The following is a 23,258-nucleotide window of genomic DNA, read 5'->3' on the forward strand; positions in this document are numbered from 1 at the left end:
AGATCACTTGGTGATGGTGACGGAGACCGGGGCGCTGGCGGTCTTCGCGGCGACGACGCGGAACTTGTTGACGCCGACGCGGCCGCTCTGGACCCACACCGAGTAGGTGGACTTCGAGGTCACCTTGGTGGTGGCGGGGAAGTTGACCCACTTGTTGTTCTCGAGCCGCTGCACCTGGACGACCGTGCCCTTGGCGATCCCGGTGGTCTTGCCGGTGAACGAAACCTTGGCCCACGCCTTGGCGGTGGTCTTGTCGGCCTTGATGGTGACGGACTTGGCCACGGCCGGCTGGGTGACTGCGACCGGCTTGGTGTCCGCGGCGTTGGCCTGCAGCGCGCCGGCGACCCCGAATCCGGTGGCGGCGAGAGCGATACCCGCGACGGCGGCGGCGGTACGACGGACGAACTGCGAACGGTTGCGCATGATGTTTGTTTTCCCCTCGTTGTCCAGGCCCTCGGTGAGCCTTTCACCAGAGGAGACGCCCGGACTCCGCAAGAGGTTGTGTTAAGACTTCGTCACAGGTCCTTCTCCAACGCAGGAAGGACAAGCCGAGCCAGCGCTCCGCCGTCCGGCGCGGTACCGAACGTGAGCTCGGCGCCGAGCACCTTGGCATGGCCGGCCGCGATGGTGAGACCGAGACCATGGCCGACACCACGCTCGGCCATCCCGGAGCGGAACCGGCGGGGGCCCTCGGCAATCAGTTCCTCGGGGTAGCCGTTGCCGTGGTCAACGACCTCGACGATCCGGCCGGTGACCGTCACCTCGATCGGTGGGCGGCCGTGGCGCAACCCGTTGACGATCAGATTCGCCAGGATGCGTTCGATCCGGCGGGAATCGGTCGAGACTGTTTCGTCCTTCCCGTTCACCTGTACGACGACGCTGTCCGGAGCGAGCGACTGCTGCATCCGCAACCGGGCGACCGCGGACCCGACGAACGCCCCGAGTCCGACGAGCTCCAGATCAGCCTGCTCCACGCCCGAGTCGAACCGGGCGATCTCCAGCAGATCCTCGACCAGCCGGCGCAGCACCTTCGCCCGGTCCCGGACCAGCTCACTGGGCCGGCCGGGTGGCAGCAACTCGGCCGCAGTCGTCAGCCCTGTGACCGGCGTACGGAGATCGTGGGCAACGTCGGCGGTGAACCGGCGCTCCGCCTCCAGCTGACCGCGCAGCGAGCTGGCCATCGTGTCCAGGGCCGCGGCCAGGGACGACACCTCGTCCTTCCCCTTGCCGACCGCCTCGGTCGCCGACGCGTCCAGATCACCGGCGGCGATCCGGCGCGCCGTACTGGCGACGGCCACGATCCGTTTGGACAGGCCGCCGGCCAGGATCACGCTGACCAGCGCGACCAGGCCGACGGTGCCGAGACCGCCGACGATCAGCGCCTGCTGCAGCGCCCGCATCGAGTCGTCGGTGGTCTCGTAGTCCTGCACGATCGAGAGGATCTTGCCGTCCTTGACCGTCACCGCCGCCCACATTTTCGCGTTCGGCGAACCGGTCTTGAACGTCGCCCGCTTCCCCTCCAGCACCGCCGACCGCAACTGCGCCGGCAACTGAGGATCGTCCACCTTCGACCCGAAGACCGGGATCTCGGTCTGGTCGTAGCTCTGCGCCGCGAGCTGCAGCCGCTCGTCGGCGAAACTCCGTGTCCGGTCCAGGCGCGCCGACTGGGCCTGCGTGTACACCGCCACGCAGAGCACCAGAATCGCCAGCGCCGAGACCAGCAGGAAGATGAGCCCGAGTTTGCCCCTCAGGCCCATGTCACGCCCTGAGCTTGTATCCGAATCCGCGGACCGTCTCGATGCGGTCGGCACCGATTTTGGTCCGCAGACGCTGCAGGTGGACATCGACGAGGCGGCCGTCGCCACCCCACTCGTAGTCCCACACCCGCTGCAGCAGCGTGGACCGGCTGAGCACCACACCCGGGTTGTTCGCGAACTCGATCAGCAACTTGAGCTCGGTCGGCGTCAACTGGACGGTCGCGCCACTGCGGCGTACCTCCAAAGCCTCCCGATCCAGCTCGAGGTCGCCGAACGACTCCACACCGGAGCCCGCGGCCGGAGCCGGGCGCTCGGGGTCGGAGACCGCCCGCCGCAGCACCGCCCGCAGGCGGGCCACCAGGACCTGGGTGTCGAACGGCTTGGTGACGTAGTCGTCGGCACCCGCCTCGAGCCCGAGTACGACGTCCAGCGCGTCACCGCGCGCGGACACCATCACGATCGGGACCGTACTCGTCTCCCGGATCCGGCGGCACACCGAGATCCCGTCCAGCCCGGGCAGCATGATGTCCAGCATCACCACATCGGGATGGATCTTCTCGAACCGCTCGATCGCCTCCAGGCCGTCCTCGGCCGTGGTGACGTCGTAGCCGTGCCGCTCGAGGGTCAACTGTGTCGCCTCACGGATCACCGCGTCGTCCTCGACCATGAGAATGCGCGCTGCCGGTTCTTCCGGTACCACCGAACTTCAGTCTCCCTTTTGGTCCGTCGAGCTCACCATGGTCATCTGCCGACCGTCCCAACGGTAGACCTCGACCTTGCCCTCGGAGGGGCAGCAGGGCTTGTCATTCGGCTGGAAGATTTCGGATGCGACCACCAGGTCGCCCTGGGGATTAGCGTTGATCGTCGGCTGATCCACCTTCAGGGTCCAGACCCGCCGAGGGCCAGCCGGTTCGAGCGCCATCAGGAAGGCGCCGAACACGAACTTTTCCAGGGTGTGGATGTAGACGACCTGCTGGTGAACACCGTTGTGCATAACATCAACGGTCGGACCAGGCCCGAGGCAACGCGAAATCACTGTGCATTTCACCAGAATCGCCCGCGAGTGGCTGTCGAGCCCCTTGTCGGCGAGCAATCTGGTCCGGATCTCGGTCAGCGGAGCGGGCGGTACCGGCTTCGCGCGCACGCTGGGAGAGGTGGTCGCTGACGGCGCAGCCACCCGCGGGCTCACCGAAGTCCCATCGGCCGGCTCGGCGCCTTCGACCCGCAGGCCGCTGCCGTTCCCGCAGCCGGACAGGACGGCCAGTGCCACCACGGCCGCGACGGCAGGGGCGAGCAGGCGCTGCATACGCATAGGGCGCCTCCTACCCTGCCTCATCGATTCCCCCGGGAGATTCAGACAACTACCTTCCATAGTGCTGGGCTCACGTCACATTCGACGGCCATGGACGTCGAATGGCCCCGGCAGTTCCGTTGCGGTTGGGTCACAGCCCTCAGCTCTCCACCACTTTGCCGGGATTGAGCAGGTTTTGCGGGTCGAGCGCGGCCTTGATCGCGCGGTGCACGTCGACCGCGACCGGACCGATCTCCTCGGCCAGCCAGGCTCGTTTCAGTACGCCGACGCCGTGCTCACCGGTGATAGTGCCACCCAGCTCAAGCCCCACCTCCATGATCCGGTCAAACGCTTGTTGCGCCCGCTCGGCCTGGCCTGGGTCGGTCGGATCGAAGACCACCGTCGGGTGCATGTTGCCGTCACCAGCATGCCCCAGGACACCGACAGTAATGTCGAGCTCGGTGGCCAGGGCCTCGACCGCACCGATGAAGTCGGCCAGCCGGGACCGCGGAACGCAGACGTCGTCGATCATCGTCGTACCGAGCTGATCGAGCGCGACCAGCGCGGCCCGCCGGGCCTCCAGCAGCAGCTCGCCTTCGGCCGGGTCGTCCGCCTCGATGCACTCGATCGCACCGTTGTCGCGGCAGAGCTTGGCCACCGCGGCGACATCGGCCGCGCCCGCCTCACCACCTGCGTCGGACTGGGCGATCAGCATCGCGGCCGCCTCGGTCGGCAGATCCATCCGCTTGTACGAGTTCACCGCGGCGATGGTCGTCCGGTCCATGATCTCCAGCAGGCTCAGCGAGACCCCGCTGCGGATGATCTCCACGATCGCCTCGCCGGCCGCGACGCCGCTGCTGAACAATGCCGCCATCGTCCGCGGGCGGGCAGTCTCCGGACGCAGCGCCAGGGTCGCCTCGGTGATGATGCCGAGCGTCCCCTCGCTGCCGACGATCAGCTTGGTCAGGTCGTACCCCGCGACACCCTTGACGGTCTTCCGGCCGGTGCGCAGGATCCGGCCGTCCGCCAGCACCACCTCGAGACCGAGTACGTAGTCGGTGGTGACGCCGTACTTGACGCAGCACAGACCGCCCGAGTTCGTGGAGAGGTTGCCGCCGATCGAGCAGAACTCCCAGCTGGACGGATCCGGCGGGTAGAACAGCCCCTGCTCGGCCACCGCCCGGGACAGTACGGCGTTGAACACGCCCGGCTGGGTGACGACGTACCGGTCGATGGGCTCGATCGCGAGGATCTTGTCCATCTTCTCCAGCGAGATCACGATGCAGCCGTCGAGGGCGTTCGCCGCACCCGACAGCCCCGATCGCGCTCCTTGCGGGACCACCGGAACGCCGGCGGCGGCGGCGACTTTGACCGCTGCCTGGACATGCGCGGTCTCCCGGGCCAGGACTACAGCGATCGGCATCCCGGCCGGGCAGAACATGGCCCGGTCGTACCGGTAGCTCTCCATCCGGTCCGGATCGGTCACCAGCGCCTCGGGCGGCAACACCCGCCGCAGCTCCTCGAGCACCTCACTCATACTGCGAGCCTAAGTGGTCCGAGTGCCGTGGCGGGTGGGTTGCCGTGTCCTGATTTTCAGCGGGCCTTGGCGGTGGCGTTCTCCGAGATCTCCTCGTAGCCGCCGCCGTAGTTGTGATACTCGCGCCCGATGGCGGCGAAACTGATGTTGTTGTTGGTGGCCCGCACCTTGGGCGTGCGACAGGTGCGCTGGCCCTGGACGATCTGGCCGTTGCCACCACTGCTGTTGCAGCTGAGCACGCGGCCGTTGTTGGAGCCGCCGTACTGCACCAGGAACGCGTTGGCCCTGGCGTTGGCGGGCAGTCGTGAATCCATCACGACCTCGGCCCAGTACTGCGAGCAGTTGTCGCGCATCAACCGGACCGAGCCCCAGCTCGGCGGACGGTGATCACGCAGCATCTGCGCGGACGAAATGGATCGTGCACCCGAACAAGCAGCGGCTTCGGCTGCCTGGGCCGGCGCCACGGCGAGCGCGATCGCGCCCACCCCGGCCAGGCCGGCGGTGCTGAGCAGAATGCCCAGAGTCCTCATGATGAAACCCTTCCTGAACACACGCCCCGACGCGCGTTCAGGAACGCACACTACGCCAACAACCCCTGCCTCAACAGTCATTCCGGTAATCGGACGGCGACACGCCGTACACGCGGTGTTTCGCCGCCGCCCGTTGCCAGTGGCAAGCGATTACAGGTTGCCGCGACGCTCCTGCTCGCGCTCGATCGCCTCGAACAGGGCCTTGAAGTTGCCCTTGCCGAAGCCCAGCGAGCCGTGCCGCTCGATCAGTTCGTAGAAGACCGTCGGCCGGTCGCCGAGCGGCTTCATGAAGATCTGCAGCAGGTACCCGTCCTCGTCGCGGTCGACCAGGATCTTGCGCTTCTGCAGTTCCTCGATCGGCGCCCGCACGTGACCGATCCGCTCGCGCAGCGCCGGGTCCTCGTAGTACGAGTCCGGCGTGGCCAGGAACTCGACGCCGTTGGCCCGCATGATGTCCACGGTGCGCAGGATGTCGTTGGTGGCCAGGGCGATGTGCTGCGCGCCGGGGCCGTCGTAGAACTCCAGGAACTCGTCGATCTGCGACTTCTTCTTCGCGATGGCCGGCTCGTTCAGCGGGAACTTGACCCGGTGGTTGCCGTTGGCCACCACCTTGCTCATCAGCGCCGAGTAGTCGGTGGCGATGTCGTCGCCGACGAACTCGGCCATGTTCACGAAGCCCATCACCTTGTTGTAGAAGGTGACCCACTCGTCCATCAGGCCGAGCTCGACATTGCCGACCACGTGGTCGATGGCCTGGAACAACCGCTTCGGGTGGCCCTCCGGGCGCTGCACCTGGGTCTCGGCCGCGACGAACCCGGGCAGGTACGGGCCGTGGTAGTTGCTGCGGTCGATCAGCGTGTGCCGGGTGTCGCCGTACGCCGCGATGGCCGCCCGGCGGACCGTGCCGTGCTCGTCGCTGATGTCGTTCGGCTCCTCGAGCACGGTCGCACCCTGCTCGCGGGCGTGCTTGATGCACTTGTCCACGTCCGGCACCTCGAGCGCGATGTCGGAGACACCGTCACCGTGCTTGCGGTGGTGGTCGTTCAGCGGGCTGTCCGGGGCGACGCCGCCGGTGATGACGAACCGGCCCGATCCGGCCTTGAGCACGAACGCCTTGTGGTCCTTGTTGCCGTGCTCCGGACCGGAGTAGGCGACCAGGTCCATCCCGAAGGCGAGCTGGTAGTACTTCGCGGTCTGGGTGGCGTTGCCGACGACGAACACCACGGCGTCCATCGCGGTCACCGGGAACGGGTCGGTGCTCTCGTCGTACGGCACCAGGCCGACGAGCTGCTTGAGCTGGTCGAGGTCGAGATCGGCGTCGAGCTCTGCGGGGGTGAGGTCGGTGCTGGTCATCGGTGGCTCCTCCAGAATCGGATCAGTACGCCGAGCCTGGTAGTCGGCATGCAGGTTGCGCAACAGTTCCTTGTTTCACTGGTCAGTTTGCGCAGTATGCTGGTGACTCTGCTGGACTATTTGGTCAGTCTGACCATCGCGGGAGGCGTCATGTCGGTGGATGCACTGGATGCCCGGATCCTGGAGCTGTTCGCGGCCGAGCCACGGGTCGGCGTACTGGAGGCGTCCCGCCGGCTCGGCGTCGCCCGCGGTACCGTCCAGGCCCGCCTCGACCACCTGCACCGCGACGGCGTCGTCCGCGGCTGGGGCCCCGACATCGACACCACCGCCATCGGCTACCCGGTGACCGCCTTCGCCACCCTCCAGATCGAGCAAGGCTCCGGCCACGCCGGCGTCGCCGCCGCCCTCGCCCGCATCCCCGAAGTCCTCGAGGTCCACACCATCACCGGCGCCGAGGACCTCTGGTGCCGCATCGTCGCCCGCTCCAACGCCGACCTCCAACGAGTCATCGACCAGGTCGTCAAAGTCCGCGGCATCCAACGAGCCAGCACCGTCATCGCCCTGGCCGAACAAATCCCCCACCGCGTCCTCCCCCTGGTCCAGGCCGCCACCCGCCCCGCCTAACCCGCACCCCACGCCAAGAACGCCCGCCCCCGCCCCTGGCAACACCAACGGATATCAGTTGGTGTTGCCCCTTCTCTCGCCGTATACGAGCTGAGCAGGGGCAACACGGACGGATATCCGTTCAAATGCACCCGGGGCAGGCGAGCAAAGGCGGGCCTGCGGAGACGCGGGAGTACGGCGGGGTGGTGTGGCGGGGTACGGCGGGTGGGTCAGGCGAGGCGTTTGGCTACTTCTACGGCGGCTCGGGCTACTCGGGGGCCGACGAAGTCGCGGTCGAGTTTGCCGAGGACGACCACGCCGATGGAGGCTTCGACGCCTGGTACGCCGAGGACCGGCGAGGAGACGCCTTGGGCGCCGGCCTGGAGTTCGCCGGAGGTGACGACGAAGGGGCGGCCGGCGGGGTCGGGTTTACGGCGGCCGGCCAGGATTGCCTTGCCGGCGGCGCCCTGGTCGAGGGCGTGCCGGGAGCCCATCCGGTAGGAGACGTGGAAGTCGGTCCAGGAGGGCTCGATGACTGCGATGGCCAGGGCCTCGTCACCGTCTGCGACCGTCAGGTGCGCGGTGGCGCCGGTGTCTTCGGCCAGTGAGCGGAGGACCGGGAGGGCGGCGTCACGGAGCGTGGGCTGCACTCGGCGGCTGTAGTGCAGGACGGCGAGACCGAGCCGGGCCCGGCCCTCGCTGTCGCGGCGCACCAGCCGGTGCAGCTCGAGGGTGTTCACCAGGCGGTAGACGACCGTCCGGCTGACCCGCAGCGCCGCGGCCAACTCGGTGATCGAGAGACCGTCCGGCGCGTCCGCGAGCAACTCGAGGACGGTGAGTCCCCGGTCGAGCGTCTGGGAGGTCTCTGCGGGCACCTGAGAAGCCTATCCGCTTTTACCTGAGGAACCCGTCGACCCCGTATCTTGCTGACGTGCGAAATTACTGGGCGCTCCTCCCCGCCATCGCCGTCATCGTCGGGCTGATCCTGCTCTACGCGATTCCCACGCTGATCAATCCGCAGTGGACCAAGACGGTGCTGAACCTGTTCCGTCAGTACCCGGAGGACGACCAGGCCGACGCCGGGCAGCCGGCCGGGACGCTCGGGGCGCAGCAGATCAAGTCGCGGCGGCGGCTGGCCGCGCTGCTGGTGGTCGGCGCGCTCGCGCTGGTCGGCTTCAACGTCAGCCTGAACCGCGAGTCCAACGGCTGCTACACCGCCGCCCAGGCGTTCGGCGCCATCGACGGCAAGCCCGCCGAGGACCCGTGCATCTCGATGATCTTCGGGACGTTCATCGGTGACGGCGCCGGCATTGCGACCGAGGACAAGCCCCAGCCGGTCACCGTCTACCAGGTGGTGGAGAAGAAGAACCCGAAATACCTGCGCTGGATCCAGAACCCACCGAAGTACGAGAACGACACACTGCTGTTCGGTACGTCGATCGAGTGCGCGATGGATCTCAAGGTCGAAGAGGACGACGACCAGATCACGGCCGTGATCGACGCCGACACGCCGTGCCCGCCGGCGAACCATGTGTCGCTGACCCCGGTCAAGCTCAAGCAGCCGCTCGGCACCCGCAAGATCGTCACCGTCGGGGACAAGGAACTGCAACGCATCAACCCGGACGCCGCCTCCTGGCCCAAGGTCCTCGGCAAGCTCGTCACCGGCGGTTAACTGAGGGCTCGGACCTCGGAGTCGTAGACGCGGAACGGGCGGTTGCGGGCCAGCAGGATGAGCAGGCCGACGATGCAGACCGCGGCGCCGCCGAGCAGGGCGATGGTCGGGGTGGTGAGGGAGGCCGACGTACCGGCGACGAAGTCTCCGAGGCGCGGCCCACCGGCCACGACCACGATGAAGACACCCTGCAGCCGCCCGCGCATCGCGTCCGGCGCCGCCGACTGCAGCACGGTGTTCCGGTACGCCGAGCTGACCATGTCGGCCGCCCCCGACAACGCGAGCAGCGCGACCCCCAGCCAGATCGTTCGGGCCAGGCCGAACAAGCCGACGGCCGTCGCGTACACCGTGATCGCGACCACGATCGCGACCCCCTGCCGCCGGACCCGCGTCACCCAGCCGGAGAACAGCACCCCGATCAGCGCGCCGATCGCCGGCGCCGCCTGGAGCAATCCGACTGTCCGCACTCCCCCGGCGAAGAACCCGCCCGCGACCGCCGGGAACAGCGCCCGCGGCTGCGCGAACACCATCGCCAGGATGTCCGCGAGGAACGTCGCCAGCAGGGCCGGCGCGGCACGCAGGAACGTGAACCCCTCAAGGACCGACCGCAGCCCGGCCCGCCGTACCAGCCCGGTCGGCGGCACCGGCGGCAGCCGGAACAGCGCGTAGAGCGCCGCCGTGAACGTGATCACGTCGACCAGGTACGCCGCCGCGAAGCCGTGCCAGGCGATCACCGCCGCACCGATCAGCGGTCCGGCGGTGAAGCCCAGGTTGAACGCGGCCTGGCTGAGCGTGTTCGCGGCCGGCAGCAGCTCCGGCCGGATCAGCCTCGGGATGATCGCCGCCCGCGCCGGGTTGTTCACCGCGAAACACGCCGACTGGCAGGCGACGACGCCGTACAGGACCCAGGTCTGGTTCCAGTGCAGCTGGGACTGGACGACGAGGACCATCGACAGCAGCCAGAGACCGCCCGACGAGAACAGCGCGAGCATCCGGCGGTCGATCGCGTCGGCCATCGCGCCGCCGTACAGGCCGAAGACGACCAGCGGCACGAGTGAGCACAGGCCGACCAGCCCGACCGCGAACGTCGAGTGCGTGAGCGCGTACACCTGGATCGACACGGTCACCGCGGTCATCTGCTGACCGAGCTGCGACACCGTCGACCCGATCCACAACCGGCGGAAATCGGCGGACTCCCGGAGCGGTCGGATGTCGGTGAGAAGCGGCACGAATCCGCACTTTATGTCATGCCGACCTCGGGGAAGTTCGCGTGCTCCAACGATTGACCTGCGGTGAGACCGAGACCATCGGTGACGACATGCCCGCCACCTGTGTACGTCGTCTCCGCGTCGACGTAGATCGTCACGTGCGCGATCCGCGGGTCGTCGGTGAGGTTGGGGGTCGCGGAGTGCGCGAGGTAGGCGTTGTGGAAGGTGCAGTCGCCGGCCTTCAGAGGGATCGTCAGCCGTTCCTCCCACCGCAGATCGGGTGCGACACGGAACAGGTCGTCGCGATCCGCGAGGTCCTGGGCACGCAGTCCTTGGTGGTCGTGCGAGCCCGGGATGAACGTCATACAACCGCGCTCGACCGGTACGTCGACCAGCGCGATCCACGCCGACAGCGACTGCCGCGAACCGCTGTGCGGCCAGTACGGCGCGTCCTGGTGGAACTCGGTCGCCGCCCCGTTGTGCGGCGGTTTGATCAGCAGGTGGTCATGCCAAATTCGGAGCGGCACTCCGGCGAGCGCAGTCGCAGCCGCAGCGACCCGCGGATGCAGGGTCAGCTCACGCAGTACGTCGTTCTGCTGCCACACGTTGACGTACTGGTTGAAGATCGCAGAGCCGGGGGCGTAGTCACTCGCCCTGCTGCTCTCCTCGAGGGCTGCGTCGCGGAACTTCGCCGCCTCCTCGGGGGTGATGACGTTGCGGATCCGGACCACGCCGTCCCGGCGGTAGGCAGAAATTGACTTGTCGTCGATCATCACGGCTCCTTGAATTTGGCAGCTGGTGCATCCAGCCTCGTCGTACAGCGGAACCGGCGACCAGACGACTGTTGACCACTCCTTGACTGGAATTGACCTCATGCACAAGATTCTGAGCAGTGACGTCTTCGGAGACCCCCGGCTGCCCGTCGCCGAGGAACTGCTCGAGGTGAACGCTGACGTCGCACCGCACAGCCACGCGTTCTTCGAGATCGCGGTGGTGGTCGCCGGCACCGCCGTCCATGTGTCAGCCGATGGGTCGCGCGAGCTGTCGGCCGGGTCGATCGTCGTACTGCGGCCTGGGCAGTGGCACGGGTACTCGGAGTGCTCCGGGTTGGTCGTCCGCAACGCTTATCTCGGGACCGACGTCTTCGGGCTGCTCTCCGGCGCGACCTCGCCCGCGGCAGCGCACCCCGCCGTACAGCATGCGATGCGGTTACTGGAGTCCGACCTCGCCGCGGCCTGGACCCTCGACCACCTCGCCGCCGCCGTGAACCTTGCCCCCGGCTACCTCGTCCGCCTCTTCGGGCGGGCCATCGCGGTGTCCCCGATGGCCTACCTGCAGCGCCTCCGCGCCGAGCGCGCCGCCGGCCTGCTGATCGAGACCGAGCTCCCGATCGCCACCATCGGCACCCTCGTCGGCTGGCCCGACCCGAGCCACGCCACCCGCCGCTTCCGCGCCCATTTCGGTCTGAGTCCAACCCGCTACCGAGAGGCATTTCGGCCCTAGGACAAGATGTCCCTGTGACTTCTGTGCGTACGCCTGACCCGAACCCCGGCTGGCTGTCCGATCTGGCCCTGCAGGAGACCCGTTCCCGGGTCCCGATCCTGTACGTCGAGGCCGTCCCGGCCCGCGTCGACTCGTCCGGAAACATCGAGCACGTCGGCGTCCTGCTCCGCGGTTCGACCCAGACCAACCAGATCGTCCGGACCCTGGTCTCGGGCCGCGTCTTCCACGGCGAGACCATCCGCGACGCCCTCCAGCGCAACATCGAGAAGGACCTCGGCCCCGCCGCCTTCCCGCGCCTCCCGGTCAGTCCGGTCCCGTTCACCGTCGCCGAGTACTTCCCGCTCCCCGGCTTCACTCCCCTGCACGACCCCCGCCAGCACGCCGTGGCCCTCGTCTACGTCGTCCCGGTCACCGGCGAGTGCAACCCCCGCCAGGACGCCCTCGAACTCACCTGGCTGACCCCCGAAGAGGCCCTGGCCCCCTCTCTCCTGGCCGACCTCGAAGGCGGCCGCGGCCAGTTGCTGAAGCAAGCCCTCGCCTGGTCCGGCGTCCTTATCTAGCGATCTACCACGGGAGTTGGCCTTCCTCGGCGTGCACCTGGCCGGTGGGTCCGTCGGTGTCGAGGGTGGCCAACCGAACCGCCACCGCAGCGCCCTGGGCCGGGGTGCGGGCGGCGTCCCAGCCACCCATGTCGGTGGCGCAGTTGCCGGGGTCGGCGGCGTTGACGAGGATGCCGGTGCCGCGGAGTTCGTTGGCGAGCATGACGGTGACCATGTTCACCGCTGCCTTGGTCGCGTTGTAGCCGACGATCCGCAGAGTCGACATCGGCGAATCCGGATCGCCGACCAGCGTGAACGAAGCCAGTCCGGTGGACAGGTTCACCACCCGCGCCTGCTCGGCCTTCCGCAGGAGCGGCAGCATGGCCTGCGTCACCGCGACCAGTCCGACCACATTCGTCTCGAACCCGTCCCGCAGTACGTCGCTCGCCACCTCCGACACCGCGGTGTCCCCGGCCGGGATGATCGCCGCGTTGTTGATCAGCACGTCCAGTCGCCCGTACTCGGCCGCGATCCGGTCCGCGGCCGCCCGCACCGACTCCGGGTCAGTCACGTCGAGCTGGATGGCCGTCGTACCGGCGAGGTCCTTGGCTGCTTCCTCGCCGCGGCCCAGGTCGCGCGATCCGAGGAGCACCTGGTAGCCGGCCTCCCCGAGCTGCCGTGCGATCTCCTTGCCGATGCCCTTGTTGGCGCCCGTGACAAGCGCAATCTTCTTCTCAGTCATGGCCCCAGGCTGGTGCCGGGACGCCGGGCGTGGCAGAGCGAGCCGAGCCTGGGATCGGCAGTCCCTGCCTGGCGTTCCCGCCGCCTGCAACCATGGACGCGTGGACCGAACACAGCTGGCCGAGTTCCTCCGGGTACGGCGAGAGCGCCTGACGCCCGCCGATGTCGGCCTACCCGCCGGCCTCCGCCGCCGTACGCCGGGCCTCCGCCGTGAAGAGGTCGCCACCCTCGCCACCATGTCCACCGACTACTACACCCGCCTGGAGCAGGCCCGCGCCCCGCGCCCGTCCCGCCCGGTCCTCACCGGCCTGGCCCGAGCGTTGCGGTTGAGCGACGCCGAACGAGCCCACCTCTTCCGCCTGGCCGGCGAACAACCCGGCCCACCCCCAGGCCCACCCTCCGACGTCCGCGACGGCATCCTCCGCATGATCGCCCGCCTGGACCTCCCCGCAATCGTCCTCGACGCGAAGTACGACGTACTGGCCTGGAACCGCCAGGCCGCCGCCCTCCTCACCGACTTCTCCGCCCTCCCACCCCGCGAACGCAACCTCCTGCGCCAACGCTTCCTGCACGGCGACCAGTCGCACTTCAGCCCCGAAGCCACCCGCGAGTTCGCCCGCGAAGCCGCCGCCGACCTCCGCGCCGCCTCCGCCACCTACCCCGACGACCCCGGGGTAGGTGGTTTGATCGCCGATCTGTTGGCAGGCAGCCCCGAATTCGCCGCCCTCTGGTCGCACCACGAGGTAGCCCGCCAGCAAACCCTCTGCCAAACCATCCTGCACCCCGAAGTCGGCCGCATCGACGTCATCTGCGAAGTCCTCGTAGTCCCCGATCGAGACCAACGAGTAGTCCTCTACACAGCCGACCCCGGCTCCCCCTCAGACCAAGCCCTCCGCCTGTTAGACGTCATCGGCACTCAGTCCCTCGCTTGATCCCCCACGCGGCGGAGTGCGGCGGGCCGGATCGGGATGGGGTGACGACGGGAGGATGCGGCCCCGGCAGGTACTCCCAGCCGAGCGTGATCGTCGGCCGGCGCCCTGTCCTCAGCCGTCTTCCGCACGGACGGTGGCATCTCTCCGCGCCCGTCCCGCCGTTCCACGCAGGCTCAAGGTTGACGCCGCTTCGTCGGTAACGACACGTAGTACTCGTCGCCCACGGCGCGTCTCACGCTTGGCCGTCTGCGTCGGAACGCCCTCGAACCGACTACTACGTGTCCTTCCCGACACGGACCGACAGGACCACCGCAGCCCCCGGCAGCCGCCGCGAGGGCTTGACTACCGCGTGGGTTGGCTGCGGGCTGCGAGTTCTTCGATGGCGGCGGCTACTTCAACGGGGGCTGAGATGAGGGTTAGGTGGCCTTGGTTGGGGAGGATTGTGGGTGGGGGTGCGCCTACTCGGGTGGCTGTTTGCTCGGCGGAGCCGCCTTGGTTGTCGAGGGCACCGAAGAGGACTGCTTTGGCGACTGGGGAGTTCTTGAGGAGGGCCAGGCGCTCGGGTTGGACTGAGGGGAAGTCGCGGCCGACCATTTGCCACAACGCTTTCTCGGCGCCCTCTTGGCGGAAGGGGCGGGTCCAGACCTGGATCTCGTCGTGGGTGAGTGGGGCGCAGCGATCCGCGCAGGCGTCGTTGTAGATGTTGCGGATGAGGCTGTCGGAGCCAAGGACCAGGCGGAGGGCGCTGGTTCGGTAGGGGTCGACGATGAGGGTGTCGACTACGGCTCGGGGTGGGCCGCCGCCGGGGATGGGGAGGCCGTCGCCGTCGAGGAACATGATGCCGCCGACCTTGGCGGGCTGTTCGAGGGCTGCTTCGGCGACTACGCCGGCGCCCAGGGAGTGGCCGACCAGGACGGGCTTGGTGAGTTTCATCGCGTCGATGAAGCCGAGTAGCTGGGCGGCCAGGTGCTCGATCGTGTACGGCGCTTTGCGTTCGCTGTAGCCGTAGCCGGTGATGTCGTACGCGTAGACGCGATGCGTGCGGGCCAGCACGGGCACCAGTGCGGACCACGATTCCACCGACTCGGCTGCGCCGTGGACGAGCACGATCGGAGTCCCCGTCGTACCCCAGGAGTCGTATCGGGTCTGCAGGTCCGCGGTCTGGACGAACCGCAGTCCAGGTGGCGGTTCAGCGCGTTCCCGGGTGGCGAAGTTGTAGGTCAAGGACGCTCCGGTGATCACGAGCCAGATGGCCACCAGTACGACGAAGATTCGCCGCAGTACTCGCACGAGCCGCTTCACGGGTCAAGTTTGTCGGACGGCTCAAGGGCCTCGCACCCTGGGGCAGCAGGGTGCGAGGCCGGAGAGCGTTACTGCCCGGTGAAGGTGAAGGTGGAACCGGGCTCCTTGACGATGTCACCGTCGCGGGAGTTCGTGACGACGACGTTGGTCAGGGTGGCGCTGCCGCGGGCGCCGCCCATCGCGAGGATGCCGGAACCGTTGTTGGACTTGTCGATCCGGATGTTGGTGAGCTGCACGTTCGGCATCTCACCGCCGCCGGTCTTGAACTGGATTCCGTCGTACGTCGAGTCGTGGATCTCGGTGTCGCGGATCGTGACACCGGGGATCGGCAGATTCGACGGGAACAACGTGATCGCGCCGAACTCCTGGTCCTCGTTCCAGAAGGCACCGCCGCAGCGGTAGAGCGCGTTGTTGGCGATCAGCGTGGTCCCCGAGAACGGCAGTGGGTCGTGGTCGGTGGCCAGCATGATGCCGGGGTAGTTCATCGTGTCGTAGATCAGGTTGTTCTCGATCTTGTTGCCGTACCCGCCGTAGATCGCGATGCCGTTGGCGCGCCACGGCAGCGCGACGGTGTTGTTGGTGAACGAGTTGTCGTGGCCGATGTCGATCGACTGATCCTTGACGTACTTGCTCGCCCACACCGCCAGCGCGTCGTCACCGGTGGTCCGGAACGACGAGTTGAACACCTTGGAGTTGCGGGTGCCGTTGGCGAAGTTGATGCCGTCGGCATAGGTGTTGCGGATCCGCATCCCGGAGAACTCGAGCCCGTCACCCGGACCCCACAGCTCGGGGATGTTGTCGAAGTCGCGGCCGACCCAGGCGCCGACGTTCGCGTGCTCGATCCAGACGTTGCTGATCTTCGTCCCGGTCCCGAACCGGCCGTTCAGCGCGACGCCACCTTCGGCGTTGCCGTCACCGCCGCGGATCCGGCCGGAGCCGAAGATCGCGATGTCCGACAGTTGCACGTTCTTGTCGATGTCGAAGCCGAAGTTGCCTTCGTGCGGGTGGTTGATCCCGCCCGCGTTCTGCGGCTCGATGGTCGAGTAGAGCTGCGAGTACCACATCCCCGCACCGCGGATCGTGGTGTTGCTGATCCCCACCTGGTTGAACTGACCCCGGTTCAGCGGGTCGTCGGTGAGGATCTTCTTCTCCTGCCGCCACTGCCCGGCCGGGATCCAGACGCAGCTGATCACGCCGTTCTGGTCGTCGGTGACCGCACGCTGGATCGCGTCCGCGTCATCGATCCCGTCGCCGGGCACCGCGCCGTACTGGGTGATCGACGTACAGCCGGCCGGCTGCGAGAGGGCGGGGGCGACCTGCTCGAGGTCGATCGAGTCGACGATGTAGTACGACGCCGTGTCGCCGGAGTCGCGCTGCAACTTGAACTTCGTTCCGGCCGGGTACGACGTACCGAGCAGGGCATGCGATTCGTCGAAGAGCCGGCGGGCGTCGCCGCCCGGGGTGTTGGTCAGCGCCTCGGGGCCGTCGCTGTTGCCGTAGAGCCAGCTGTAGTGCGAGGACAGGTTCAGCTTCTGCTTGAACGTTCCGTTCACGTACAGACTGATCGTGGCGTCGATCCCCTGCCCGTTGGCCGAGTCCGGGATCGAGTTGCGGACCACGATCGAGTTGGTCTGCACGGTCGAGGTGAACTCGACGTACTGACCGGTCGAATTGAGCCGGACCGACGAGCGGCCCGACGACTCGGTGGCGAAGTTGGTGTGACCGAAGGTGCGCAGCGGGTCCGTGGTCAGGAGTGCACCCGTGTACGCCGCTGCCTCCGCCTCGTACGACGTGTACGGTACGGCGGCGCCGCGGCCGACCACGATCGCCTTGGTGAACGTGTTGTTGTTCTCGTTGGTCTCGGCGACCGTGCTCCCAGAGTCGGCTGTGGCGACCAGGTTCGCGCCGCCGTTCACCGCGGTCCAGGTGCCCGAGATCGCGACGTTCGCCGTGGCGCCGGCCGCGATCGTTCCGGTTGCACCGCTCAACGTCGTCGAGCCGACCACCACGCGGGTCGTGCTGGCGCCGGCGGCCGTCGTACCGCGGTTGTTCACGGCAACTGTGAAGGAGACCGCGGTACCCGGTGCCGGGTCCGACGGGGTTGAGGTGATGCCGGTGATCAGGAGGTCCGGGCCGGGGGCCTGGGCGACCTGGAGCTGGCTGGTGGCCTGGAGCGTGTTGTTGGTTTCGCTCTGCTCCGTGACCGCGTTGCCGGCGTCGGCGACCGCTGCGACGGTGTAGCTGCCCTGGGGCTTGGTTCCGACGTTGGCCGTGACCGTGGCCGAGGCTCCGGCGGCGAGTGCGCCGACGGACGCCGTACCGGCGACGGAGCCGCCGAGCAGGAAGTTCAGGCTGCTGGCGGGCGCGGCCGCCGTACCGGAGTTCTTGACCGTGGCCGAGAGTGTGATCGGCGTGGTCTCGGACGGGCTGGCCGGGGACCAGTCGACCGCGGTGACGGTGAGGTCCGGGTTCGGGGCCGCGGCACCGAAGACCTGCAACTCCGCGACCTGGCCGCCGGGGGCGCCGGTGTTCGAGAAGACCTGCAGCCGTACGTCGGCGTACCGGCCGGTGACCGGGATCGTGATCGTGTTGGCACCGCTGTTCGGATTGAACTGGTAGTCGGCGCGCGCCTTGATCGAGGTGAAGGCGGTCGCCGACTGCTCACGGCCGAGCACCTCGATGCTCTGCGTGCGTGGGCCCCAGACGGAGTCGGGGTTGAGTTTGACGACCACGGAGCTGAGGTCGGCGTTCGCACCGAGCTTGGCGGTCAGGGTCGACGGGAAGCCGTTCGACTCCCAGTAGGTGCCGACGTTGCCGTCGTTCGCGTTCGTGGCGACGAAGTTGAAGACCGCGCTGGAGGCCTCGATCGGCTTGTTCGCCGCGAGATCCGTACCGGTCGGGGGTTCGACGGGCCCGCCACCAGGTCCGGCCAGGTCGAACTCCGACAGCTGGGCGGCCGGCCAGCCCGTGTTCGCGGTGAAGTTCAGCCGGACGTAGCGCGCCGCGGTGGTACCGAAGTCGATCGTGACGACATTGCCGGCGCCGAAGTTGTACGCCGTACCGGTGACGATCGTGCCGTACGTCGTTCCGTTCGTGCTGCCCTGGATCGACAGGGTCTGGGTGCGGGCACCCCAGCCGCTGGGGAGCTTCAGGGTGATCTGGTTGACGTCCGTGGTGGAGCCCAGGTCGGCCTGGATCCACTGTGGGAACGCGTTATTGGCACTCTCCCAGTACGTGTTCTGGTTGCCGTCACCGGCGTTGGTGCTGGGGTATCCCCCGACCGAACTGCTGGATGACAAGGTCTTGGCGAGGTTCGCGGTCACGGCCGCGGTCGCAGCGGGCACCAGACCCACTGCGACCACCACCGCCACCAGCACCCCGGTCAGGATCCGGCGGACAGGACTCTTCTTCCCTTGCATAAAGGGCTCCTCCGTCAGAGGGCGGATAGACGGACAGCACCGTGTGATCTGAAATTTTCAATACCTTGCCAATTTCTTGCACGACGGTAGTCGCATGTTGCAGCACCTCGTCCGGAAGGTCAACAGCTCGCGCACGCAAAAACGCCCCACCCGGAACCCGGGTGGGGCGTTAGTCGAACGAGGTCAGGCTCGGCGCTGGCTCGCCCAGTCGCGGATGAGCTCGATGCGCTCCTTCAGCTGCGTGGAGGAGGCCTGGGCGGCGGCCGGACCGCCCAGTTTGCGGCGCAGGTCGTTGTGGATGACGCCGTGCGGCTGGCCGGTGCGGTGGTGCCAGGCGGCGACCAGACCGTTGAGCTCGCGGCGCAGCAGGGAGATCTGCTCGTGGGTGGCGAGCTCGGTCGGAGTCGGATCCTCGCGCTCGTCACCGGAACCGCGTTGCGACCGCTTCTGCGCGGCGATCGACTTCGCCTGCCGCTTGCGCAACAGGTCGCGCACCTGGTCGGGCTCCAGCAGGCCTGGCAGCCCGAGGAAGTCCAGCTCCTCGTCAGATGCCTGATCGCCGCCCGTCCCGTAGTCACCGCCGTCGAAGACGACCCGGTCGAAGCTCGCATCCGACCCGATCGCCTCGAACTTCGCGTCGAGCTCGTCGCTGGCGCCCTCGGCCTCGTTCGCCTTCTTCAGCAGGTCGTCCTCGAGGGCGAAGATGTCGCCGTCCTCGTTGTTGTTCTTGCGGCCGAGGACGTGGTCGCGCTCGACCTCCATCTCGGCGGCGAAGCTCAGCAGCCGGGTCACCGACGGGACGAACACCGACGCCGTCTCACCCCGCTTGCGCGCTCGCACGAATCGCCCGACCGCCTGTGCGAAGAACAGCGGCGTCGAGGTCGGCGTCGCGTAGACCCCGACCGCCAGCCGCGGTACGTCGACACCTTCGGACACCATCCGGACCGCGACCATCCACCGCGACTCGTCCTCGGAGAACTTCGCGATCTTCTTGCTCGCGGCCTTCTCGTCGGACAGCACGACGGTCGGCGCCTGCCCGGTGATCTCGCGCAGGGTCTTGGCGTAGGCACGGGCCGAGTTCTGATCGCCGGAGATCACCAGACCACCGGCATCCGGCATGTGCCGCCGCACCTCGGTCAGCCGCTTGTCCGCGGCCGCCAGTACGGCGCCCATCCACTCGCCGGTGGGGTCGAGCGCGGTCCGCAGCGCCTGCGCGGTCAGATCCTTGGTCAGCGGCTCACCCAGCCGCGCCGCGACCTCGTCACCGGCCTTGGTCCGCCACCGCATCTCACCCGAGTACGACATGAAGATCACCGGCCGTACGACGTGGTCGCGCAGCGCGTGACCGTAGCCGTAGGTGTAGTCGGCCTTGCTCCGCGCGTGCCCGTCGGCCCCGTGCTCGTACGTGACGAACGGGATCGGGTTGTCGTCGCTACGGAACGGCGTACCGGTCAGGCACAACCGGCGGGTGGCCGGCTCGAACGCCTCCCGCACTCCCTCACCCCAGCTGAGCGCGTCGCCACCGTGGTGCACCTCGTCCAGGATCACCAGCGTCTTGAACCGCTCGGTCCGGACCCGGAACGCCAGCGGATTCACCGCGACCCCGGCATACGTGACCGCGACCCCGGTGAAGTCCTTGTTCGTCTTCCCGCGCCGCCCGGCGAAGGCAGGATCGATCGCGATCCCGGCCTTGTCCGCCGCATCGGCCCACTGCACCTTCAGGTGCTCGGTCGGCGTCACCACCGTGATCCGGTCGATCACCCGCCGATGCAACAGCTCGGCCGCGACCGTCAGCGCGAACGTCGTCTTACCGGCTCCCGGCGTCGCGACCGCCAGGAAATCGCGCGGATTGGTCTCCATGTACTGCGTGAGCGCCTCCGCCTGCCAGGCCCGCAGCTTGCTCGCGGTACCCCAAGCAGCACGGTCCGGATAGGCCGGAGGAAGCACGCCCGATCCACCAGGCACGTGCATTTCCACAGGCGGAACTCCCCCGAATCGACGACAAGTACGCCGTACAGGAACGTTACCCGACATCACCGACAGAACAGATTCGCCGCCCCTGGCAACACCCCCTTCGGTCGGGTCTGACCTGTGGATAAGTACCTGTGGCTGGTGGGGCGGATTACACTCGGGGGATGAGCACGCAGTTGAGTCCGGGTGCGGACACCGTTGTCGATGAGCGGACCCAGCCTCTGGAGGGTGGGGACCACGAGCGGTTCTCGCACTATGTGCCGAAGGACAAGCTGACCGAGGCGATGGTGATGGGGACGCCGGTGGTCGCCTTGTGCGGCAAGGTGTGGGTGCCCAGTCGCGATCCGCAGAAGTTTCCGGTCTGTCCGGAGTGCAAGGAGATCTGGGAGTCGCTGAACCCCGGGGACGGCGACGGCAAGGGCGACGAGTAGCCGCTCAGTTGTGCGTGGGGTCGTCCGGGTAGGTGGCCAGGTAGGCCAGCTGGTCGTTCTGGCGGCGCAGGACGCGGCGCCAGAGGGTGTCCGGGTCGAGGCCGAAGACGTCGTCGGGTTCGGACTCGACGACGTACCACGCGCCTTCGGTGATCTCACCTTCGAGCTGTCCCGACGCCCAGCCGGCGTACCCGGCGAAGATCCGCATCCGCTGGATCGCCCCGGCCAGGAGCTCCGGCGGTACGTCGAGATCGACCAGCCCGATCCGGCCGAAGCACTCACGCCAGCCGGGCGGGTCGGCGGACTCGATGACCTCGGCAACGGCCAGCGCGCTGTCGGTGCCGACCGGGCCGCCGATGAAGAGCACACCGGGTTCGTTGACCGTGTCGGACCAGTCCGGGAGGACCCGGTCGACGGTGAGATCGGCCGACCGGTTCAAGACCACCCCGAGCGCGCCGTCGTCGTCGTGATCGAGCAGCAGGATCACCGATCGGCGAAACGGCGGCTCGTCGAGCAACGGGGTCGCCACCAGCAGTGAGCCGGTGAGGGTCGTGGCCGTCATACCCCCATCATGTCGTGCGCGCGGTTCGGCGCACCACGGCCCACCCCATCCAGGCACCTGCAGCGACCCCGAGCAGGTCCGCGAGGGCGTCGAAGACGTCACCATCGCGATGCGGCAGGAAGTAGTGCTGGACGAGCTCGCTGCCGATCGCGTTGGCCGCCAGCACGGCCAGCAGCCAACGCGCGGGGACGCCGACGTTCAGCCCGGTGAACGCCACCGCGGCGAACAGGCCGAAGTGCGCGACCTTGTCGACCCCCGGGAACAGCTCCGACGGACCCGGCTCACCTGGCGAGTACACGCCGTACAGCTGCAGGGCGCAGGCCGCGACGAACGCGACCCGCCACGCCCACACCGAGAACGACGTACCCGTCGCCCCCGCAACCGTCGAGGTCATAGAACCGGTGAGTCGTCCGGGAAGAGCTCCGCGGCCGGCGCCTTGCCACCGGCGGCCTCCCGTACGGCGTGCGCTACGCGCTTGTGCACCTCGGGGTGGAAGACGCTCGGCACGATGTACGTCGCGTTCAGCTCGTCGTCGGTGACGACCCCGGCCAGCGCCTTCGCGGCGGCCAGCTCCATCTCGATCGACACCTTCGACGACTGCGCGTCGAGCAGGCCGCGGAAGACGCCCGGGAAGACCAGCACGTTGTTGATCTGGTTCGGGTAGTCGCTGCGGCCGGTCGCGACCACGGCCGCGTGCTCGCCGGCCTCGGTCGGGTCGACCTCGGGGGTCGGGTTCGCCAGCGCGAACACGATCGACTTCTCCGCCATCGTCGCGATGTCGGCACCGGTCAGGATGTTCGGTGCCGAGACCCCGATGAACACGTCGGCCCCGGCCAGCGCGCCCTTCAGGTCACCGCTGTACTGCGCCGCGTTCGTGTTCTCCGCGATCCAGCGCAGCTCGGGCGACAGGCCCTCACGCTCGGTGTGGATGATGCCGCCGATATCGGCGACACAGGTGTCCTTGACCCCGGCCGCGATCAGCAGCTTCAGGATCGCCGTCCCGGCCGCGCCGGCGCCGGACAGCACGATCTTCACGTCGCTGATGTCCTTGCCGACCACCCGCAGCGCGTTGTAGAGCGCGCCGAGGACGACGACCGCCGTACCGTGCTGGTCGTCGTGGAAGACCGGGATGTCGAGCTCCTCGCGCAGCCGGGCCTCGATCTCGAAACAGCGCGGCGCGGAGATGTCCTCGAGGTTGATCCCGGCGAAGCCCGGCGCGATCGCCTTGACGATCTGGACGATGGCGTCGGTGTCCTGGGTGTCCAGGCAGAGCGGCCAGGCGTCGATGTCGGCGAACCGCTTGAACAGCGCGGCCTTGCCCTCCATCACCGGCAGCGCGGCCTTCGGGCCGATGTTGCCCAGGCCGAGCACGGCCGAGCCGTCGGTGACCACGGCGACCGTGTTCCGCTTGATGGTCAGCCGGCGGGCGTCGTCGGGGTTCGCTGCGATCGCCAGGCAGACCCGCGCGACCCCCGGCGTGTAGATCATCGAGAGGTCGTCACGGTTGCGGATCGGGTGCTTGGCCTCCATCGAGATCTTCCCGCCGAGGTGCATCAGGAAGGTCCGGTCCGAGACGCGGCCGATCTCGACGCCCGGTACGGCGCGCATGGCCTCGACCAGCCGGCCCGCGTGCTCGGTGTCGGCGGCGGCGCACGTCACGTCGATCCGCAGCCGCTCGTGGCCGGACGCGGTCACGTCGAGCGCGGTCACCAGGCCGCCGGCCTGCTCGACCGCGGTCGTCAGCTTGCTCACCGTCGAACCGCCCGCGGGCACCTCGAGGCGAACGGTGATGGAGTACGAAACACTCGGCATGGCAGTCACGCGGGTGATCCTCTCATGTCACTGGTAAGGCGCCGGGGTTCCGTAAGTAAAGTGCACGGCAGACCTCTGGGAAATCCATTACCCGA

The 23,258-nt window shown here is 68.2% G+C and carries 23 protein-coding genes; 6 read left to right on the forward strand and 17 right to left on the reverse strand.

What is annotated here, in order from left to right:
* Positions 1–3: 3 nt before the first annotated feature.
* The 7 genes from ACFCV3_RS03865 to hppD all read right to left on the reverse strand — a co-directional run bounded on the left by ACFCV3_RS03865 (position 4) and on the right by hppD (position 6,468).
* Positions 4–423: a hypothetical protein gene (locus ACFCV3_RS03865; protein WP_376025833.1), complete on the reverse strand. Its 420-nt coding sequence runs from the start codon at positions 421–423 to the stop codon at positions 4–6.
* A 92-nt stretch (positions 424–515) separates the two neighbouring features.
* The gene (locus ACFCV3_RS03870) at positions 516–1,757 is read right to left on the reverse strand and encodes an ATP-binding protein (RefSeq protein ID WP_376025834.1); all 1,242 of its coding nucleotides are present in this window, start codon (positions 1,755–1,757) and stop codon (positions 516–518) included.
* Position 1,758: 1 nt separating this feature from the next.
* Positions 1,759–2,457, reverse strand: coding sequence for a two-component system response regulator CseB (gene cseB / locus ACFCV3_RS03875; protein WP_132409936.1), 699 nt, complete (start codon positions 2,455–2,457; stop codon positions 1,759–1,761).
* A gap of 6 nt (positions 2,458–2,463) precedes the next feature.
* On the reverse strand, positions 2,464–3,063 hold the full coding sequence (locus ACFCV3_RS03880; RefSeq protein ID WP_376025836.1) for a hypothetical protein: 600 nt from the start codon (positions 3,061–3,063) through the stop codon (positions 2,464–2,466).
* A gap of 145 nt (positions 3,064–3,208) precedes the next feature.
* A complete protein-coding gene (locus ACFCV3_RS03885) occupies positions 3,209–4,585 on the reverse strand; it encodes an FAD-binding oxidoreductase (protein ID WP_376025838.1) in 1,377 nt (458 codons plus the stop codon).
* Positions 4,586–4,641: 56 nt separating this feature from the next.
* Complete coding sequence (locus tag ACFCV3_RS03890; RefSeq protein WP_376025839.1) at positions 4,642–5,115, reverse strand: hypothetical protein; 474 nt, start codon at positions 5,113–5,115, stop codon at positions 4,642–4,644.
* Positions 5,116–5,265: 150 nt separating this feature from the next.
* Positions 5,266–6,468 (reverse strand): 4-hydroxyphenylpyruvate dioxygenase, encoded by a 1,203-nt coding sequence (gene hppD, locus ACFCV3_RS03895; protein WP_376025840.1) that lies wholly within the window; start codon positions 6,466–6,468, stop codon positions 5,266–5,268.
* 96 nt (positions 6,469–6,564) lie between these two features.
* Between hppD and ACFCV3_RS03900 the strand changes: the two genes are divergently transcribed.
* A complete protein-coding gene (locus ACFCV3_RS03900; protein ID WP_376025841.1) occupies positions 6,565–7,092 on the forward strand; it encodes an Lrp/AsnC family transcriptional regulator in 528 nt (175 codons plus the stop codon).
* A 209-nt stretch (positions 7,093–7,301) separates the two neighbouring features.
* Here ACFCV3_RS03900 and ACFCV3_RS03905 read toward each other — a convergent pair whose 3' ends face one another.
* Entirely contained in the window at positions 7,302–7,946 is a 645-nt protein-coding gene (locus ACFCV3_RS03905) for an IclR family transcriptional regulator (RefSeq protein ID WP_132409924.1), read from the reverse strand.
* A 56-nt stretch (positions 7,947–8,002) separates the two neighbouring features.
* On the opposite strand from ACFCV3_RS03905, the gene ACFCV3_RS03910 reads away from it, so the two are divergent.
* The gene (locus ACFCV3_RS03910) at positions 8,003–8,743 is read left to right on the forward strand and encodes a hypothetical protein (RefSeq protein WP_376025843.1); all 741 of its coding nucleotides are present in this window, start codon (positions 8,003–8,005) and stop codon (positions 8,741–8,743) included.
* Here the strand turns inward: ACFCV3_RS03910 and ACFCV3_RS03915 are convergent.
* Both ACFCV3_RS03915 and ACFCV3_RS03920 read right to left on the reverse strand, forming a co-directional pair.
* Positions 8,740–9,972: an MFS transporter gene (locus ACFCV3_RS03915; protein WP_376025845.1), complete on the reverse strand. Its 1,233-nt coding sequence runs from the start codon at positions 9,970–9,972 to the stop codon at positions 8,740–8,742. The genes ACFCV3_RS03910 and ACFCV3_RS03915 overlap by 4 nt on opposite strands.
* A gap of 11 nt (positions 9,973–9,983) precedes the next feature.
* The gene (locus ACFCV3_RS03920; protein ID WP_376025847.1) at positions 9,984–10,724 is read right to left on the reverse strand and encodes a phytanoyl-CoA dioxygenase family protein; all 741 of its coding nucleotides are present in this window, start codon (positions 10,722–10,724) and stop codon (positions 9,984–9,986) included.
* Positions 10,725–10,824: 100 nt separating this feature from the next.
* On the opposite strand from ACFCV3_RS03920, the gene ACFCV3_RS03925 reads away from it, so the two are divergent.
* Together ACFCV3_RS03925 and ACFCV3_RS03930 are read left to right on the forward strand one after the other, a co-directional pair.
* Positions 10,825–11,454, forward strand: coding sequence for a helix-turn-helix domain-containing protein (locus tag ACFCV3_RS03925; protein ID WP_376025849.1), 630 nt, complete (start codon positions 10,825–10,827; stop codon positions 11,452–11,454).
* A gap of 14 nt (positions 11,455–11,468) precedes the next feature.
* Positions 11,469–12,014, forward strand: a complete 546-nt coding sequence (locus ACFCV3_RS03930) for an NUDIX hydrolase family protein (RefSeq protein WP_376025851.1) — start codon at positions 11,469–11,471, stop codon at positions 12,012–12,014.
* Between the two features lie 4 nt (positions 12,015–12,018).
* Here the strand turns inward: ACFCV3_RS03930 and ACFCV3_RS03935 are convergent, their stop codons facing one another.
* Positions 12,019–12,735: an SDR family oxidoreductase gene (locus tag ACFCV3_RS03935; protein WP_376025852.1), complete on the reverse strand. Its 717-nt coding sequence runs from the start codon at positions 12,733–12,735 to the stop codon at positions 12,019–12,021.
* A gap of 100 nt (positions 12,736–12,835) precedes the next feature.
* On the opposite strand from ACFCV3_RS03935, the gene ACFCV3_RS03940 reads away from it, so the two are divergent.
* Positions 12,836–13,666, forward strand: a complete 831-nt coding sequence (locus tag ACFCV3_RS03940) for a helix-turn-helix transcriptional regulator (protein WP_376025854.1) — start codon at positions 12,836–12,838, stop codon at positions 13,664–13,666.
* Between the two features lie 342 nt (positions 13,667–14,008).
* Here ACFCV3_RS03940 and ACFCV3_RS03945 read toward each other — a convergent pair whose 3' ends face one another.
* The 3 genes from ACFCV3_RS03945 to ACFCV3_RS03955 form a co-directional block, all read right to left on the reverse strand.
* Positions 14,009–14,968, reverse strand: a complete 960-nt coding sequence (locus ACFCV3_RS03945; protein WP_376025855.1) for an alpha/beta fold hydrolase — start codon at positions 14,966–14,968, stop codon at positions 14,009–14,011.
* Between the two features lie 68 nt (positions 14,969–15,036).
* Positions 15,037–18,387, reverse strand: a complete 3,351-nt coding sequence (locus ACFCV3_RS03950; protein ID WP_376025857.1) for a CARDB domain-containing protein — start codon at positions 18,385–18,387, stop codon at positions 15,037–15,039.
* A 183-nt stretch (positions 18,388–18,570) separates the two neighbouring features.
* Positions 18,571–20,358, reverse strand: coding sequence for a DEAD/DEAH box helicase (locus tag ACFCV3_RS03955; RefSeq protein WP_376026446.1), 1,788 nt, complete (start codon positions 20,356–20,358; stop codon positions 18,571–18,573).
* Between the two features lie 164 nt (positions 20,359–20,522).
* Between ACFCV3_RS03955 and ACFCV3_RS03960 the strand changes: the two genes are divergently transcribed.
* Positions 20,523–20,789, forward strand: a complete 267-nt coding sequence (locus ACFCV3_RS03960; RefSeq protein WP_132405032.1) for a DUF3039 domain-containing protein — start codon at positions 20,523–20,525, stop codon at positions 20,787–20,789.
* 4 nt (positions 20,790–20,793) lie between these two features.
* On the opposite strand, the gene ACFCV3_RS03965 is transcribed toward ACFCV3_RS03960, so the two are convergent.
* From ACFCV3_RS03965 to ACFCV3_RS03975, 3 genes are read right to left on the reverse strand one after another with little or no spacing between them, the layout of a single operon-like run.
* Positions 20,794–21,351, reverse strand: coding sequence for a YqgE/AlgH family protein (locus tag ACFCV3_RS03965; protein WP_376025858.1), 558 nt, complete (start codon positions 21,349–21,351; stop codon positions 20,794–20,796).
* A gap of 7 nt (positions 21,352–21,358) precedes the next feature.
* Complete coding sequence (locus tag ACFCV3_RS03970; protein WP_376025860.1) at positions 21,359–21,745, reverse strand: VanZ family protein; 387 nt, start codon at positions 21,743–21,745, stop codon at positions 21,359–21,361.
* Complete coding sequence (locus ACFCV3_RS03975) at positions 21,742–23,172, reverse strand: NAD-dependent malic enzyme (RefSeq protein ID WP_376025861.1); 1,431 nt, start codon at positions 23,170–23,172, stop codon at positions 21,742–21,744. The genes ACFCV3_RS03970 and ACFCV3_RS03975 overlap by 4 nt, the downstream gene beginning before the upstream one ends.
* Between the last annotated feature and the right edge of the window lie 86 nt (positions 23,173–23,258).

The organism is Kribbella sp. NPDC056345 (genome assembly GCF_042262745.1).
GTDB lineage: Bacteria > Actinomycetota > Actinomycetes > Propionibacteriales > Kribbellaceae > Kribbella.